Source organism: Actinomadura decatromicini (genome assembly GCF_008121305.1).
GTDB classification, from domain to species: Bacteria; Actinomycetota; Actinomycetes; order Streptosporangiales; family Streptosporangiaceae; genus Spirillospora; species Spirillospora syzygii.
Genome location: NZ_VSRQ01000007.1, coordinates 44,764 through 58,477, shown reverse-complemented (window position 1 = coordinate 58,477; position 13,714 = coordinate 44,764). Strand labels below are relative to the sequence as shown.

The window sequence follows — 13,714 nt, the reverse complement described above, 5'->3', positions numbered from 1 at the left end:
GGCTCAGGACCCGGCGCGCTCGACCACGGCGGCCCAGTCCTCCAGCAGCGCCTGCGCGGCGTCGGCGTCCGGGCCCTCGGCCCACAGGTGCGTCACCGCCTCCGCCGGGTCGGGCAGGACGAGGACCCAGCGGCCGTCGTCCTCGACCACCCGGACGCCGTCGGTCGTGTCGACCGTCCGGCTCCCGGCGGCCTCCACGACGCGCCGCATCACGCCGCCCTTCGCCGCCCACGGCGTCGGGACGGACCGGCGCAGCAGGTGCGCGGCGGGGATCCGGCGGTCGATCTGCGACAGCGTGAGGCGCGTCCGCGCGACGAGCCCGACCAGCCGGGCGAACGCCGCGATCCCGTCGACGGTGCCGCCGAACTCGGGCATCAGGAACCCGCCCCGGCCGTCCCCGGCGAAGATCACGCCGGGCTGCGCGGCGGCCTTGGTCAGCACGTCCTGCGACGTCGACGTCCACTCGACCCGGACGCCGTGGAACCGGCACACCTGCTCGGCGACCCGGGTCGTCGTCACCGGCAGCGCCACCCGCCCGTCGCGGCGCTCCGCGGCGACGAGGTCGAGCATGACGAGCAGGGCGCGGTCGTCCCCGACCAGCTCGCCGTTCTCGTCGACCAGGGAGATCCGCTCCCCCACCGGGTCGAACCGGACGCCGAACGCGGCCCGCGACGACGACACCAGCTCGCCGAGCCGCTCCAGGTCGCGCATCCGCTCGGCGAGCGTCTCGGTCGGGTTCGCCTCGTCCAGCCCGGCGTTGCGGGTGAGGACCTCCACCCCGATCTTGCCGAGCAGGCTCGGCAGGACGAGCGCGGCGACCCCGCCCGCGCAGTCCAGGACGATCTTGAGCCCGGCCTCCCGGACCCCGCCGATGTCGACCCGGCGCAGCAGGTCGCGGGTGTAGGTCTCGACGACGCGCGGCGGGTAGGTCAGCTCCGCGATCTCGCCGGGGAACGCGCGCCGGTACTCCTGCCGCCCGAACACCCGCTCCAGCTTGCGCTGGGCCGCCTGGGACAGGTCGGCGCCGTCCGGGTCGAAGAACAGGATGTCGACGCCCTGCGGGTCGCCGAGCGTGGTGCGCAGGTAGATGCCGCCGACGGCGTCCTGCCGGCCGGTCTCGAACCGGGCGACGGTCAGCGGAGTCGCCTCCAGGTCGCGGACGTCGATCGCGCTCGCGGTCAGCGCGCTGTTCACCGCGCGCTTCAGCGTCCGGGCGGCGCGGGAGACGTCCCGTCCGGTGACGACCGTCGAGCCCTTCTTCAGCGTGGTCGCGTAGGCGCTCGCGAGCCGCACCGCCAGCTCCGGCGTGATCTCGACGTTGACCAGCCCGGACACGCCGCGCGGCCCGAACAGGTTGCGCTGCCCCCGCGACTCCCAGATGACGCTCGTGTTGACGACCGCGCCCGCCTCGATCGTCTTGAACGGGTAGACCTTCACGCCGGACGAGACGTACGCCTCCGCCTCGATGACGCACTCGTCCCCGATGACGGCGCCCTCCTCGACGCGGGCGCCCGTCATGATGTCGGTGTTCTTGCCGACGACGCAGCCGCGCAGGTTCGTGGACGGCGCGACGAACACGTTGTCGTGGACGATCGCCCGGTGCAGGAACGCGCCCTCCTTCACGACGACGTTGCTGCCGAGGACGGTGTACTCCCGCAGTTCCACGCCCGCCTCGACCTTGGCGTAGTCGCCGATGTAGAGCGGGCCCTTGAGGACGGCCTCGGCGTCCACCTCCGCGCCCTCGGCGACCCACACGCCCGGCGACACCTCGAAGCCGTCCAGGTCGACGCCGACCTGGCCGGACAGCATGTCGGCCTGCGCCTTGAGGTAGCTCTCGTGGGTGCCGACGTCCTCCCAGTAGCAGTCGGCGACGTACCCGTAGAGCGGGGCGCCCGCCGCCAGCAGCGCGGGGAACACGTCCCCGGACCAGTCGACCGGCTCCCCCGCCGCGACGTGCTCCAGGACCTCCGGCTCCATGACGTAGATGCCGGTGTTGACGGTGTCGGAGAACACCTGGCCCCAGGTCGGCTTCTCCAGGAAGCGACGCACGCGGCCCTCGTCGTCGACGATGATGATCCCGAACTCCAGCGGGTTCGGGACGCGCTTCAACCCGATCGTGACGAGCGCGCCCTTCTCCTGGTGGAACCGCACCATGTCGGTCAGGTCGATGTCGGTGAGGGCGTCCCCGGAGATCACCAGGAAGCGGTCGTCGCGCAGCGCCTCCTCGGCGTTCTTCACGCTGCCCGCGGTGCCGAGCGGGACCTCCTCGGTCGCGTAGCTCAGCGCCATGCCGAGCTCCTCGCCGTCCCCGAAGTAGTTGCGGACCAGCGCCGCGAGGAACTGGACGGTGACGACGGTCTCCCCGAACCCGTGCCGCTTCAGCAGCCGCAGCACGTGCTCCATGATCGGCCGGTTGACGAGCGGGAGCAGCGGCTTCGGCTGGTTGGCGGTCATCGGACGCAGCCGCGTCCCCTCGCCTCCCGCCATCACGACGGCCTTCATCGGGGGGTCTCCGCTCCCTCCTGCTCACCCTCGGGGTCCGGGTCGGGCACGGGCGGCGGCGGCGCGCCGCGGGCGGCCACCACGAGCTGCCGCGTCTGCTCCCAGTACAGGACGGCGGCCCACCAGTACAGGCCCGCGCCCCAGATCGCGAACGACCAGCCGATCACCTTCGCGACGGTCGCGGCCGTCCCGTCGTGGTCGCCGAGCAGCAGCAGCGGGAAGGCGTACAGCAGGCAGAGCGTGCCCGCCTTCCCGATGAAGTGGACGGGCAGCGTGCCGCTGTACCCGAGCCGCCGGACGATCGGCGCGATCGGCACGATCGCCAGCTCGCGGGCGACGAGCAGCACCACCAGCCACAGCGGGATGATGTCGCGGATCGTCAGCCCGACCAGCGTCGCGAGGATGTAGAGCCGGTCGGCGGCCGGGTCGAGCATCGCGCCGAGCTTGCTGGTCTGGTTCAGCACCCGCGCGAGCTTGCCGTCCAGCCAGTCGGACAGGCCCGCGAACACCAGCAGGCCGAGCGCCCACCAGTCCGCCTCGACCAGGACCAGCCACAGGAACAGCGGGACGCCGACGAGCCTGGCGAGGCTCAGGCTGTTCGGCACCGTGAAGATCCGGTCCTGCTGGGCTTCCCGCTGCGTGCTCTGCGTGCTCACCGACGCGTTCGCCTCCCCTGGTCCCCCTTGATCCTGACCCTACCGGTAAGGGTTTGAAAGCCCCCGCGCGCAGATCGCCGCCGCGCCGCGCCGCGGACCGCCCGGCGCGCGGTCACCGGGGCGCCGCGACGTCCGGGGCGGGGAACGCGGCGGGGAACACGGCGGTGACGGCGAACCCGCCGCCGTCGCGCGGACCCGCGTCGAGGGTCCCGCCGACGCTGCGCGCCCGCTCGATCATGCCGAGGACGCCGAAGCCGCCGGGCGTCCCGCCGGACGCCCCGCGACCGTCGTCCGCCACGCGCACGACGAGCCCGCCGTCCGCGCGTGTGAGGCTCACCACGACACGTGTCGCCGCCGCGTGCTTGACAACGTTGGTCAGGGCCTCCTGGACGATCCGGTACGCCGCGACGCCGACCTCCGGCGGCGGCGTCCCGGCGTCCGCGTCGTCGAGGTCGACCTCGATCCCGGCGGACCGCGCCGCCTGGACGAGGTCGGCGATGCCGCCCGCGCCGGGCAGCGTCCCGGACGGCGCCGCGTCCGTGCCGCGCAGCACCTGCAGCGTGCCGCGCAACTCGGTGCGGGCGTCCCGGCAGGTCTCGGCGATCACGGCGAGCGCGTCGGCCAGCTCGTCCCGGTCGAGGGGCCGGTCGCCGCGGACGAGGTGCGCCGCCGCGCCCGCCTGGACGCCGATCAGCGTGATGCTGTGGGCCAGCAGGTCGTGCAGGTCGCGGGCGATCCGCAGACGCTCCTCGGCGACCCGCCGCCGCGCCTCCTCCTCCCGCGTGCGCTCCGCGCGCTCGGCCCGCTCGGTGATCGTCGCGACCCGGGCCCGGTGCGTCCGCCACACCTGGACGGCGATCACGACCGACACCACGGCCTCGATCACCGCGATCTGCTCGAGGACGGAGCCGCCGCCCGCCCGCATCGCCATCCCGACCACGCACACGGCCAGCAGGAACCCGGCGACGGTGAGGACGACCCTGACCCGCCGTCCGAGCACCGCGTACGCGAACAGCGCGATCACCTCGGCGGGCACCAGCGCGTGGTGCTGGTACTGCGCCAGGTGGTACGGCAGCACCAGGACGACCAGCGCGACGAGCCCCGGCGTCGGCCACCGCCTGATCAGCGCGAGCGGGGAGTGCGCCGCGACGATCAGCAGCGCTCCGGCGGCGTCCAGCTCGCGGACGCCGGGCCACGCCGCCGCCACCGCCACCGCGACGGCCGCCAGCACCGCCGCGAGCAGGGCGTCCTTCACCGTCACACCGGCCCGACGCACGATCACCACCCGTCCATTCTCACCGACGCCCCCGGCCGCGCCGCACCGCCCCGTCCCCAACCCCGCTCCCGACCCGGCCCCGCGGCGGTCGTTCCCTTCGGCGGGCCGGACGGGCAGGATGATCGCTGTCGTGCGCTTTCCGGTGGAACGGGGGTTCCGCCCCTATAGTTCTGCGGACTCGATCACGAAGGGCTGACAGTGTCCGTGCCCCCGCCGTCCGTCCCCCCGCAGGAGCTCCGGGTCGCGCCGGGCCGGAGAGCCTACCGGTGGCCGCTCAGGATCGGCCTCGCGGCGCTCGCCCTCGCGGCGCTCGCCGCGCTGGCAGCGCAGATCGGCCTCTGGGACGCGGACGACGCGCTTCAGGTCGTGATCCTCCTCGGGATCGGCGCGTCGGCCGCCGCCGCGTGGGCCGCCGTGATCTTCCGGACCCGGCTGGTCGTGACGATCGACGCGAAGGGGCTCGTCCTGCGCCGGGGCGGGGCGCGGGCGTCCGTGCCGGTGAGCGCGCTGGACGCGGTCGGCATCGCCTGGCCCGTCGCCGACCCCGTCTGGACGGTCTGGTTCGACCCGGCGGCGGCCCCCGGCGTCGCCGCCGTCACGAAAACCGAGGGCGGCTCCGCGCCCCTGCTGCGCGGCCGCCTGCTGCCACCGGGCCGACTCGACGCCGTCCGGGACGCCGCGACCGGGACGCTCGGGGTGCCGTGGCGCGTCGTCGACGACGCGGGCGAGGAGGTCGAGCCGCCGCCCCCGAACGCGCTGACCAGGGCCGACCGCGTCACCGTGGACGACCGGGGCCGCTACCGGAGCGAGCGCGGCGGCGCCCTGCTCGCCGTCGCCTGCGGACGCCGCCGGACGGTCGTCCTCCGCGACCCATACGCGGCGCCGCTGCTCGTGTTCAAGCGGCCGCCGCTCGGCGGCGACCGGATGCGCGTCCTCGACGCGGACGGCCGCCTCATCGGCCGGGTCAGGGGCTCGCGGGAGCCGTCCTTCCACGCGGCCGACGGGATGCTCCTCGGCACCACCCGCGGCGACGGCGGGCGCTACGTCGTCACCGGCGTGGACGGCCGCGAGTCCGCCTCCCTCCGCCGGGCGCGGGCCGAGGGCGGCGACGATGGCCGGTGGCGGCTGCACCGGTCGCCGTCCGCGCCCGCCGCGCTCCGCGCGCTCACCCTGGCGCTGCCCATGCTGGTCGGGGCCGCCTCCCGGCCTTCCTGACGCGCGCGTCTATCCCATGACCGGCGGTTGCGGCAAGCGGGGTGGGCCGGGTTAGCGTCGGTGGCGACAGATCGCGGGGGTCCGGCGAACCGGGCTGAGATAGCGGCTGATACGGCCGCTGACCGCATGAACCTGACCGGGTAATGCCGGCGTAGGGAGAGATCGAGTCGTCATGACCGAACCTGTGGTTCCAGTTCCAGCCGCGCGCAAGACCTACCTCCAGGGCTCGCGCCCGGACCTGCGCGTCCCGATGCGCGAGGTGCCGCTGACCGGCGGCGGGGCCGTCGTCCTGTACGACACGTCCGGGCCGTACACCGACCCCGAGCACCGCACGGACGTCCGCGCCGGGCTGCCGCCGGTGCGCGAGGCGTGGATCGCCGAGCGCGGCGACACCGAGCTGTACGAGGGGCGGGCCGTCCGTCCCGAGGACGACGGCCGCAAGCCGGACGGGCGCCCCGGACCCGTCCGGGAGGGCCTGCCGCGCAGGCCGCGCCGCGCCGCCGGCGGCGCGGTGACGCAGCGGGCGTACGCGCGGCGCGGGGAGATCACCCCGGAGATGGAGTTCGCGGCGCTGCGCGAGGGCGTCGCGCCGGAGTTCGTCCGGGACGAGTTGGCCGCGGGCCGCGCCGTGCTGCCCGCGAACGTCAACCACCCCGAGATCGAGCCGATGGTCATCGGCCGGAACTTCCTCGTGAAGGTGAACGCCAACATCGGCAACTCGGCGGTCGCGTCGTCCGTCGAGGACGAGGTCGAGAAGATGACCTGGGCGACCCGCTGGGGCGCCGACACGATCATGGACCTGTCGACCGGGCGGGACATCCACACGACGCGGGAGTGGATCCTGCGGAACTCGCCGGTGCCGGTGGGGACCGTCCCGCTGTACCAGGCGGTGGAGAAGGTCGGCGGCGACCCGGCCGAGCTGACCTACGAGGTCTTCCGCGACACGGTGATCGAGCAGGCCGAGCAGGGCGTGGACTACATGACCGTCCACGCCGGGGTGCTGCTCAGGTACGTGCCGCTGACGGCCGGGCGCAAGACGGGGATCGTGTCCCGGGGCGGCTCGATCATGGCGGCGTGGTGCCTGGCGCACCACGAGGAGAACTTCCTCTACACGAACTTCCGCGACCTGTGCGAGATCTTCGCCGCGTACGACGTCACCTGGTCGCTCGGGGACGGGCTGCGCCCCGGCTCCATCGCGGACGCCAACGACGAGGCGCAGTTCGCCGAGCTGCGCACCCAGGGCGAGCTGACGAGGATCGCCGCGGAGTTCGGCAACCAGGTGATGAACGAGGGGCCCGGCCACGTCCCGATGCACAAGATCAAGGAGAACGTCGACCTGCAGCAGGAGTGGTGCGACGGCGCCCCGTTCTACACGCTCGGCCCGCTGACCACCGACATCGCGCCCGGCTACGACCACATCACCTCGGCGATCGGCGCGGCGATGATCGGCTGGTACGGCACCGCCATGCTCTGCTACGTCACCCCGAAGGAGCACCTCGGGCTGCCGGACCGGGACGACGTCAAGGCGGGCGTGATCGCCTACAAGATCGCGGCGCACGCGGCGGACCTCGCGAAGGGGCATCCGGGCGCGCAGGCGTGGGACGACGCCCTGTCCGACGCACGGTTCGACTTCCGCTGGGAGGACCAGTTCAACCTGTCCCTCGACCCGGACACGGCGCGCGCGTTCCATGACGCGACGCTGCCCGCCGCCCCGGCGAAGACGGCGCACTTCTGCTCGATGTGCGGGCCGCACTTCTGCTCGATGAAGATCACCCGGGACGTCCGCCGGTACGCGGACGAGCACGGTCTCGCGGCGGACGAGGCGCTCGCGGCCGGGATGCGGGCGAAGGCCGGTGAGTTCCGGGACGGCGGAGGCCGCGTCTACCTGCCGGTCTCCCCCGGTGGGCCGCCGCCCCGATAGCTCGGGCTACTATCGAGGGACCGTTCCAAACGCCGCGGAGCCCTCCGGATCGCCGCCGGCCCGTCCACTCGCCGGAAGGACCGACGACCACGTGACCAGCGACGACATGCCACCGGCGGTGGCGGTGAGGGCGGTGCGCGCGGACGTGCGCCGCAACCGGGCCCGGCTCCTCGCCGCGGCGCGGGAGACCTTCGGCCGGGACGGGGCGGACGCCTCGCTGGAGGGCATCGCGCGGCTCGCGGGCGTCGGCATCGGAACGCTCTACCGCCACTTCCCGACCCGGCAGGACCTCCTGGAGGCCGTGCTCGCCGACGCCTACGACGGGCTGGCGGCGACCGCGCGCGAGCTGCTCGCCGCCCCCGATCCGGGGGCGGCGCTGGCGGCGTGGCTGCGCGCGTACGTGTCCGCGGTGACGGCGTTCCCCGGGCTGGCGGCGTCGGCGGCGGTGGCGCTGCGCGACGATCCGCCGGAGCCGTCCGCGGCGTGCCGCGCGATGCGCGAGGCGGGCGCGGCCCTGTTCGCCCGCGCGCGGGACGCCGGGGACGTCCCCCCGGACGCCGCGTTCACCGACGCGCTCCGCCTCGCGGCCGGGATCGCGACCGTCACCGAGCGGGAGCCGGACGCCGCCGGGCGGCTCCTCGCCCTCGCCTCACGCGGCGTGCTCTCCGGCAAGGCGAACTGACGCGGTGGGTCAGGCCGTCTCCGGGGCGGGCGGCAGGACGCGGCGCGGCCCGCGGGGCGCGTCGCCGCGCTTGCGCCATTCGCGCGGGTAGCCGACCGACACCTCGACGTGCGGGACGCCGTCCGTCCGGATCGTCCGGGGGATGTGCAGGTGGCCGTACACGACCGAGACCGCCCCGAACCGGCGGTGCCAGTCGGCGGTGCGCTCCGTCCCGCACCACTGCGCGAACTCCGGGTACCAGAGGACGCGGGTCGGTTCGCGGACGAGCGGCCAGTGGTTGACCAGCACGGTGCGCGTCCCCGGCTCCAGGGCGGCGAGGCGCTTCTCGCTGTAGGCGACGCGGGCGTCGCACCAGGCGTCGCGCGTCGGGTACGGGTCGGGGTGAAGGTAGACCTCGTCGGTGCACACGACGCCCGCCTCGTGCGCGACGGCGAGCGCCTCCTCCTTCGTGGACGTCCCCTCCGGCCGGAACGTGTAGTCGTACAGGAGGAACAGGGGCGCGATGGTGACGGGACCGCCCTCGCCGTCCCACACGGGGTACGGGTCCTCGGGGGTCAGGACGCCGAGGGACCGGCACATCTCGACGAGCGCCTGGTAGCGCGCCTCGCCGCGTAGCCGGACCGGGTCGTCCTTGATGGTCCACAGCTCGTGGTTGCCGGGCGTCCAGATGACGGTCGCGAACCGTTCGCGCAGGGTGCGGAGGGTCCACTCGACGTCGGAGAACCGCTCGGCGACGTCGCCGGCCACGATCAGCCAGTCGCCGGCGGACCCGGGGCGCAGCCCCTCGACGAAGGCCCGGTTCTCGGGGAATCCCACGTGCAGGTCGCTGATCGCGTGCACACCGCTCATCCCATAGATCGTAAGGCCCGAAAGCCGCTTTCAGTCCTCGTCGGCCGGGAGGGTGAAGAGCCGGACGTGCACGGGGCGCGCGCCGGGCGGCGCGTCCTCGCGGCGGTGCGAGTGCTCGTGCAGCAGGCGGATGTACGCCTCGAAGAACTCCGCGAGGCCCTCCTCGGTCATGTGGGCGAAGCCGCGCGACAGCAGCGCCCAGGCCCGGTCGCGCGCGTACTCGGCGGGCAGCCTGCGGAAGAGCTCCAGGTCCTCGGCGTGCGCGACGCGCACCAGCTCGTCGAGGACGGCCCGGTCCTCGGGGGCGACGCCGTCCGGGGCGGGGAGCCTCAGGTCGCGCGGGGTGTCGGCGGGCCGCCACCAGCGCTCCCGCCCGGCGGACCGCTCGGGGATCTCCTCGATGAACCCGTACTTCTCCAGTTGCCGCAGGTGGTAGCTCGTCGTGCCGGTGTTGGCGCCGAGCACCTCCCCGATCGTCGTGGACGTCGCGGGGCCGTGCGCGCGCAGCCGGTGCAGGATCCGGCGGCGGAGCGGATGGCTCAGCGCCTTGATCCGTCCCGGGTCGTCCAGGATCACGGGCTCCAGGTCGTCCTTCATGAGGAGCAGTCTAATACTACAGAGGTATCTTTGCAGAGAATCCTTTGCAGAGGTTTCTCTGTGGTCTAGCGTCGCCGCCATGAAGACAGTGCTCATCGCCGTGGCGGCGCTCCTCGCCGCCGCGTTGCTCGGTGTCGCGGGCTCTCCCCCGGCGCGGGCCGCGCGCACCCCTGCCCCCGCACGGGTTCCCGTGCCGTCCGAGCTGACCTCCGACGACGTGAGCTTCACCGGGTACGGCGGGCTCACCCTGCACGGCTCCGTCGTGGCGCCGCGGAAGGCGTCCGGGCCGCTGCCGGGCGTCGTGCTCGTCACCGGCTCGGGCGCCGGCGTGCCCCGCGACCACCTCCGCACCGAGGCCGTCGAGTTCGCGCGGCGGGGGCTCGCCGTGCTGATCTACGACAAGCGGACCGCCGGGTACACCGACTTCCGCCGCTCCTACTCCGAACTGGCCGACGACGCGCTCGGCGGCGTGCGGGCCCTGCGCGCCCGGCCCGGCGTCGACCCGGCGAAGGTGGGGCTGTGGGGGCTGAGCGAGGGCGGCTGGGTCGCGCCGCTCGCCGCGTCCCGGTCGGCGGACGTCGCGTTCGTGATCGTGGTCGGCGGCAACGCCATGCCCCCGATCCGGCAGCAGCTCTGGAACGAGACGTCCGCGCTGGGCCGGGCGGGCGCGTCCGGCTCGCTGCTCGACCACGGCAAGCGGAACTTCGCCCGGCTCGGCGCGGACGCGGGCCTGTTCGCCGAGGCGTTCTTCCCCGCGGAGGACGTCCTCGGCCGGGTCCGGCAGCCGCTGCTCGGGGTGTGGGGCGAGCACGACCTGCAGACGCCGCCCGGAGACAACCCGCCCCTGTTCGCGCGGGCGCTGCGGCGCGGCGGCAACGTCCACTACACGTTCCGCTTCTTCGCGGGCGCGGACCACGGCGCGCACACGACCCCGGACGGCGGCGTCACCCGGGGCGAGGCGCTGGCCCCCGGCTACGCCGACCTGGTGGGCTCCTGGGTCCGCGACGCGACGAGCGGGAAGGCGCCCGTCGCCGACGCCCCGAAGCCGCCCCGCCAGGAGTACCGCAGCGTCGAGGTCTCGCCGTCGCCGTGGTGGACGTCGGCGTGGGCGCAGCTCGCCGCCTTCGTGCTGTTCGTCGTCGCGTTCGCCGCGTATCCGCTGGTCGCGCTGGTCCGGCGGGTGCGCGGGCGGACGGTCCGGCCGGTGAGCCGGTGGGCCCCCCGGCTGCTCTCCGGCGCCGGGCTCGCCGCCGCGCCCGGCCTGCTCTTCTACCTCTTCTACCTGATGGCCGCCGGACGGACGCCGGACCCTGGGCCCGTCCTCGCGGGCCGGCCGCTGCCCTGGCTGGCGCTCCAGGGGCTCGCGGTGGCGGCCGTCGCGGCGGTCGCGGGCACGGCGGTGGCGTGGCGGCGGGCCGCCGGGGCGGTGCCGGCCGGCGAGCGCGTCCGGCTCGGGCTGCTGGTGACGGCGGGCGCGGTGTTCGTCCCGTGGGCGGTCTACTGGGGGCTGCTCCTCCCGTGACCCGGCGCCAAGCGGACGCGGCCCGCGCTCCCCGAGGGAGGGCGGGCCGCGTCCGCGCGTCCGGTCAGTCGTTCTTGCCCCGGACGTATCAGTTGTTCTTGCCCCAGACGTAGAGGCCGAGGGACATCGCGAGGACGCTCGCCCAGCTGGACACGGCGCGGACGTTGTTCCAGGCCGTCCAGCGGCCGGAGTAGTCCGACCAGATCTTCGCCGCCTCGGACGCGCCGTCCGGGATCTTCACGGCGTCCAGGTCGTTGTTCATCGGGATGTTCACCGCGAAGCTCGGGAAGAGCGCGCCCAGCAGGTACACGCCCGCCGCGACGAAGAACAGGACGGCCGCCGCCTTCTGGTCCAGCGTCAGCAGCAGGACGCCCGCGGCGGCCGCCACCACCGGGACCAGCATGAACATCGCGACGAACAGCGGGTTCTGGATCTTCTGGTTGATGCCCTGCATGGCGTCGATCGCCGAGCCGGGCCGCGCCGCGTTCAGCCCCGGCATGACGCCGGTGGAGAAGCCGAAGAACGTCCCGGCCATGCCGGCCGCCATGATGATCGACAGCGTCGCCGAGACGCCCGCGAGCGAGAACTTCATCGTCGTTCCTATCCGTGGTCGGTGGTGGAGGGTCTCAGGCGTTCCAGATGCCGCTGGCGGCGGTGGCCCGCGCGTAGTCGGCGAAGTCCCGCGGCGCGCGGCCGAGGGCGCGCCGGACGCCGTCGGCGGGCCTGGCGTTGCGGCCGTCCAGGACGGTGCCGAACAGGTACGTCAGCAGACCGGTGACCTCGTCGGGGAGGCCGTGGTGCGCGAGGGCGGCGGCGTAGTCGGCCACGGCGACCGGGACGAACGCGATCTCCCGTCCGGTCGCGCGGCCGATCTCGGCGACGGCCTCGGCGAAGGTCAGCGCGCGGGGCCCGGTCACCTCGTACACCTCGCCCGCGTGCGCGGGGTCGGTGAGCGCGGCGACGGCCACGTCGGCGATGTCGTCGGCGTCCACGAACGGCTCGGGCACGTCGCCCGCCGGGAGGACGACCTCGCCGTCGCGGACCGGGTCGAGCAGGTAGTCCTCGCTGAAGTTCTGCGCGAACCAGCTCGCCCGGACGACCGTCCAGGCGAGGCCCGAGTCCCGGACGATCCGCTCGCACTCGCGCGCCTCCTCCTCGCCGCGCCCGGACAGGAGGACCACGTGCCGGACGCCCGCGTCCCGCGCCATCGCCGTGAACGCCTGGATCGCCTCGGGCGCGCCGGGCACGCACAGGTCGGGGTAGTAGGAGAGGTAGACCTTCGCCACGTCCCGCAGGACGGGCGCCCAGGTGGCCTCGTCCTGCCAGTCGAAGGCCGGGGACGCCGACCGCGAGCCCATCCGGACCGGGACGTCCAGGGCCTCCAGCCGCTCGACCACGCGGCGGCCGGTCTTGCCCGTCCCGCCGAGGACGAGGGTGAGGGTGTTGCCGTCTTCGCTGTTCAGCGCCTTGTTCGTCATGCCCTCAAGTCAACCGGCGGCCCGTCCCGGCCACCATCGTCGAGAAGCTCGCCCGCATACGCGAGCGTCTACGCTGGCCGCATGGACGCCCTCACCGATCTCCTGGACGGGCCGCGCGCGCGGGGCGCGTTCCTGCTCCGCGCGTCCCTCTCCCCGCCGTGGTCGATGCGGATCCAGGACGAGGCGCCCCTCACGCTGCTGTCGATGGTGCGCGACGACGCCTGGCTCGTCCCGGACGGCGCCGAGCCGGTCCGCGTCTCCCCCGGCGACATGGTGATCTTCCGGGGGCCCGAGCCGTACACCGTCGCCGACGACCCGGCGTCCGCGCCGCAGATCGTCATCCACCCCGGCCAGGTCTGCACCACCCCGGACGGGACGAGCCTGTCCGAGGCGATGGACCTCGGCGTCCGCGCCTGGGGCAACGATCCCGACGGCACCACCGTCATGCTGGTCGGCACCTACCAGATGCGCGGGGCGGTGACGCAGCGGCTGCTGTCCGCGCTGCCGCCGATCGCGGTCGTCCGCGGCGACACGTGGCGGTCACCGCTGGTCGACGTGCTCGCCGACGAGATCGGCAAGGACGAGCCGGGGCAGGACGTCGTCCTCGACCGGCTGCTGGACCTGCTGCTCATCGCCACGCTGCGGGCCTGGTTCTCCCGGCCGGAGGCGGCCGCGCCCGGCTGGTACCGCGCGCACGGCGACCCGGTCGTCGGCCCGGCGCTGCGCCTGCTGCACGCCGACCTGTCCCACCCCTGGACGATCGCCGCCCTCGCCGCCGAGGTCGGCGCGTCCCGCGCGGCCCTCGCGCAGCGGTTCACGAAGCTGATCGGCGAGCCGCCCATGTCGTACCTGACGGGCGCCCGGCTGGCGCAGGCCGCCGACCTGCTCCGGGAGAGCGACGCCACGCTGGACGCGGTGGCCCGCCAGGTCGGCTACGGCAACGCGTTCGCGCTGAGCACCGCCTTCAAACGCGAACACGGCGTGAGCCCCCAGGAGTACCGCACCACCGCCTAGCC

12 protein-coding genes and 1 riboswitch are annotated in these 13,714 nt (G+C 74.4%); of the genes, 5 read left to right on the top strand and 7 right to left on the bottom strand.

The genetic code is table 11. The features are described 5' to 3' along the window. Nucleotides 1-3 precede the first annotated feature (3 nt). The 3 genes from FXF68_RS29860 to FXF68_RS29850 all read right to left on the bottom strand — a co-directional run bounded on the left by FXF68_RS29860 (nt 4) and on the right by FXF68_RS29850 (nt 4,443). The gene (locus FXF68_RS29860; protein ID WP_148765055.1) at nt 4-2,502 is read right to left on the bottom strand and encodes a mannose-1-phosphate guanyltransferase; all 2,499 of its coding nucleotides are present in this window, start codon (nt 2,500-2,502) and stop codon (nt 4-6) included. Next, nucleotides 2,499-3,158 carry a cardiolipin synthase ClsA gene (gene clsA, locus FXF68_RS29855; protein ID WP_148765053.1) on the bottom strand — a complete coding sequence of 220 codons (660 nt, stop codon included), beginning with the start codon at nt 3,156-3,158 and terminating at the stop codon, nt 2,499-2,501. Before clsA ends, FXF68_RS29860 begins: the two co-directional genes overlap by 4 nt. 112 nt (nt 3,159-3,270) lie before the next feature. Beyond that, nucleotides 3,271-4,443, bottom strand: a complete 1,173-nt coding sequence (locus FXF68_RS29850) for a sensor histidine kinase (RefSeq protein WP_148765051.1) — start codon at nt 4,441-4,443, stop codon at nt 3,271-3,273. A gap of 189 nt (nt 4,444-4,632) precedes the next feature. Between FXF68_RS29850 and FXF68_RS29845 the strand changes: the two genes are divergently transcribed. The 3 genes from FXF68_RS29845 to FXF68_RS29835 all read left to right on the top strand — a co-directional run bounded on the left by FXF68_RS29845 (nt 4,633) and on the right by FXF68_RS29835 (nt 8,252). Then, entirely contained in the window at nt 4,633-5,649 is a 1,017-nt protein-coding gene (locus tag FXF68_RS29845; protein WP_148765049.1) for a hypothetical protein, read from the top strand. A gap of 63 nt (nt 5,650-5,712) precedes the next feature. Then, nucleotides 5,713-5,826: riboswitch (TPP riboswitch) on the top strand. Then, nucleotides 5,822-7,570 carry a phosphomethylpyrimidine synthase ThiC gene (gene thiC / locus FXF68_RS29840; protein ID WP_148765046.1) on the top strand — a complete coding sequence of 583 codons (1,749 nt, stop codon included), beginning with the start codon at nt 5,822-5,824 and terminating at the stop codon, nt 7,568-7,570. (Overlaps the previous riboswitch by 5 nt.) A gap of 91 nt (nt 7,571-7,661) precedes the next feature. Next, complete coding sequence (locus tag FXF68_RS29835; RefSeq protein ID WP_246179019.1) at nt 7,662-8,252, top strand: TetR/AcrR family transcriptional regulator; 591 nt, start codon at nt 7,662-7,664, stop codon at nt 8,250-8,252. A 9-nt stretch (nt 8,253-8,261) separates the two neighbouring features. On the opposite strand, the gene FXF68_RS29830 is transcribed toward FXF68_RS29835, so the two are convergent. Together FXF68_RS29830 and FXF68_RS29825 are read right to left on the bottom strand one after the other, a co-directional pair. Continuing rightward, a complete protein-coding gene (locus FXF68_RS29830; protein ID WP_148765044.1) occupies nt 8,262-9,101 on the bottom strand; it encodes a metallophosphoesterase family protein in 840 nt (279 codons plus the stop codon). A gap of 30 nt (nt 9,102-9,131) precedes the next feature. Then, the gene (locus FXF68_RS29825) at nt 9,132-9,698 is read right to left on the bottom strand and encodes a winged helix-turn-helix domain-containing protein (RefSeq protein WP_148765042.1); all 567 of its coding nucleotides are present in this window, start codon (nt 9,696-9,698) and stop codon (nt 9,132-9,134) included. Nucleotides 9,699-9,777: 79 nt separating this feature from the next. On the opposite strand from FXF68_RS29825, the gene FXF68_RS29820 reads away from it, so the two are divergent. After that, nucleotides 9,778-11,220 (top strand): alpha/beta hydrolase family protein, encoded by a 1,443-nt coding sequence (locus FXF68_RS29820; RefSeq protein WP_148765040.1) that lies wholly within the window; start codon nt 9,778-9,780, stop codon nt 11,218-11,220. Nucleotides 11,221-11,308: 88 nt separating this feature from the next. On the opposite strand, the gene FXF68_RS29815 is transcribed toward FXF68_RS29820, so the two are convergent. Together FXF68_RS29815 and FXF68_RS29810 are read right to left on the bottom strand one after the other, a co-directional pair. Next, entirely contained in the window at nt 11,309-11,812 is a 504-nt protein-coding gene (locus FXF68_RS29815; RefSeq protein ID WP_148765038.1) for an anthrone oxygenase family protein, read from the bottom strand. Nucleotides 11,813-11,846: 34 nt separating this feature from the next. Next, the gene (locus tag FXF68_RS29810; protein WP_148765036.1) at nt 11,847-12,698 is read right to left on the bottom strand and encodes an NAD(P)H-binding protein; all 852 of its coding nucleotides are present in this window, start codon (nt 12,696-12,698) and stop codon (nt 11,847-11,849) included. A gap of 81 nt (nt 12,699-12,779) precedes the next feature. Between FXF68_RS29810 and FXF68_RS29805 the strand changes: the two genes are divergently transcribed. Then, nucleotides 12,780-13,712 (top strand): AraC family transcriptional regulator, encoded by a 933-nt coding sequence (locus FXF68_RS29805; protein ID WP_148765034.1) that lies wholly within the window; start codon nt 12,780-12,782, stop codon nt 13,710-13,712. Nucleotides 13,713-13,714 lie beyond the last annotated feature (2 nt).

Excerpts from the sequence above, each read along its gene's own strand:
- thiC (WP_148765046.1), top strand. The coding sequence starts at position 5,822 with ATGACCGAACCTGTGGTTCCAGTTCCAGCCGCGCGCAAGACCTACCTC.
- FXF68_RS29860 (WP_148765055.1), bottom strand. The coding sequence starts at position 2,502 with ATGAAGGCCGTCGTGATGGCGGGAGGCGAGGGGACGCGGCTGCGTCCG.
- FXF68_RS29805 (WP_148765034.1), top strand. The coding sequence starts at position 12,780 with ATGGACGCCCTCACCGATCTCCTGGACGGGCCGCGCGCGCGGGGCGCG.
- FXF68_RS29815 (WP_148765038.1), bottom strand. The coding sequence starts at position 11,812 with ATGAAGTTCTCGCTCGCGGGCGTCTCGGCGACGCTGTCGATCATCATG.
- FXF68_RS29830 (WP_148765044.1), bottom strand. The coding sequence starts at position 9,101 with ATGAGCGGTGTGCACGCGATCAGCGACCTGCACGTGGGATTCCCCGAG.
- FXF68_RS29820 (WP_148765040.1), top strand. The coding sequence starts at position 9,778 with ATGAAGACAGTGCTCATCGCCGTGGCGGCGCTCCTCGCCGCCGCGTTG.
- FXF68_RS29825 (WP_148765042.1), bottom strand. The coding sequence starts at position 9,698 with ATGAAGGACGACCTGGAGCCCGTGATCCTGGACGACCCGGGACGGATC.
- FXF68_RS29810 (WP_148765036.1), bottom strand. The coding sequence starts at position 12,698 with ATGACGAACAAGGCGCTGAACAGCGAAGACGGCAACACCCTCACCCTC.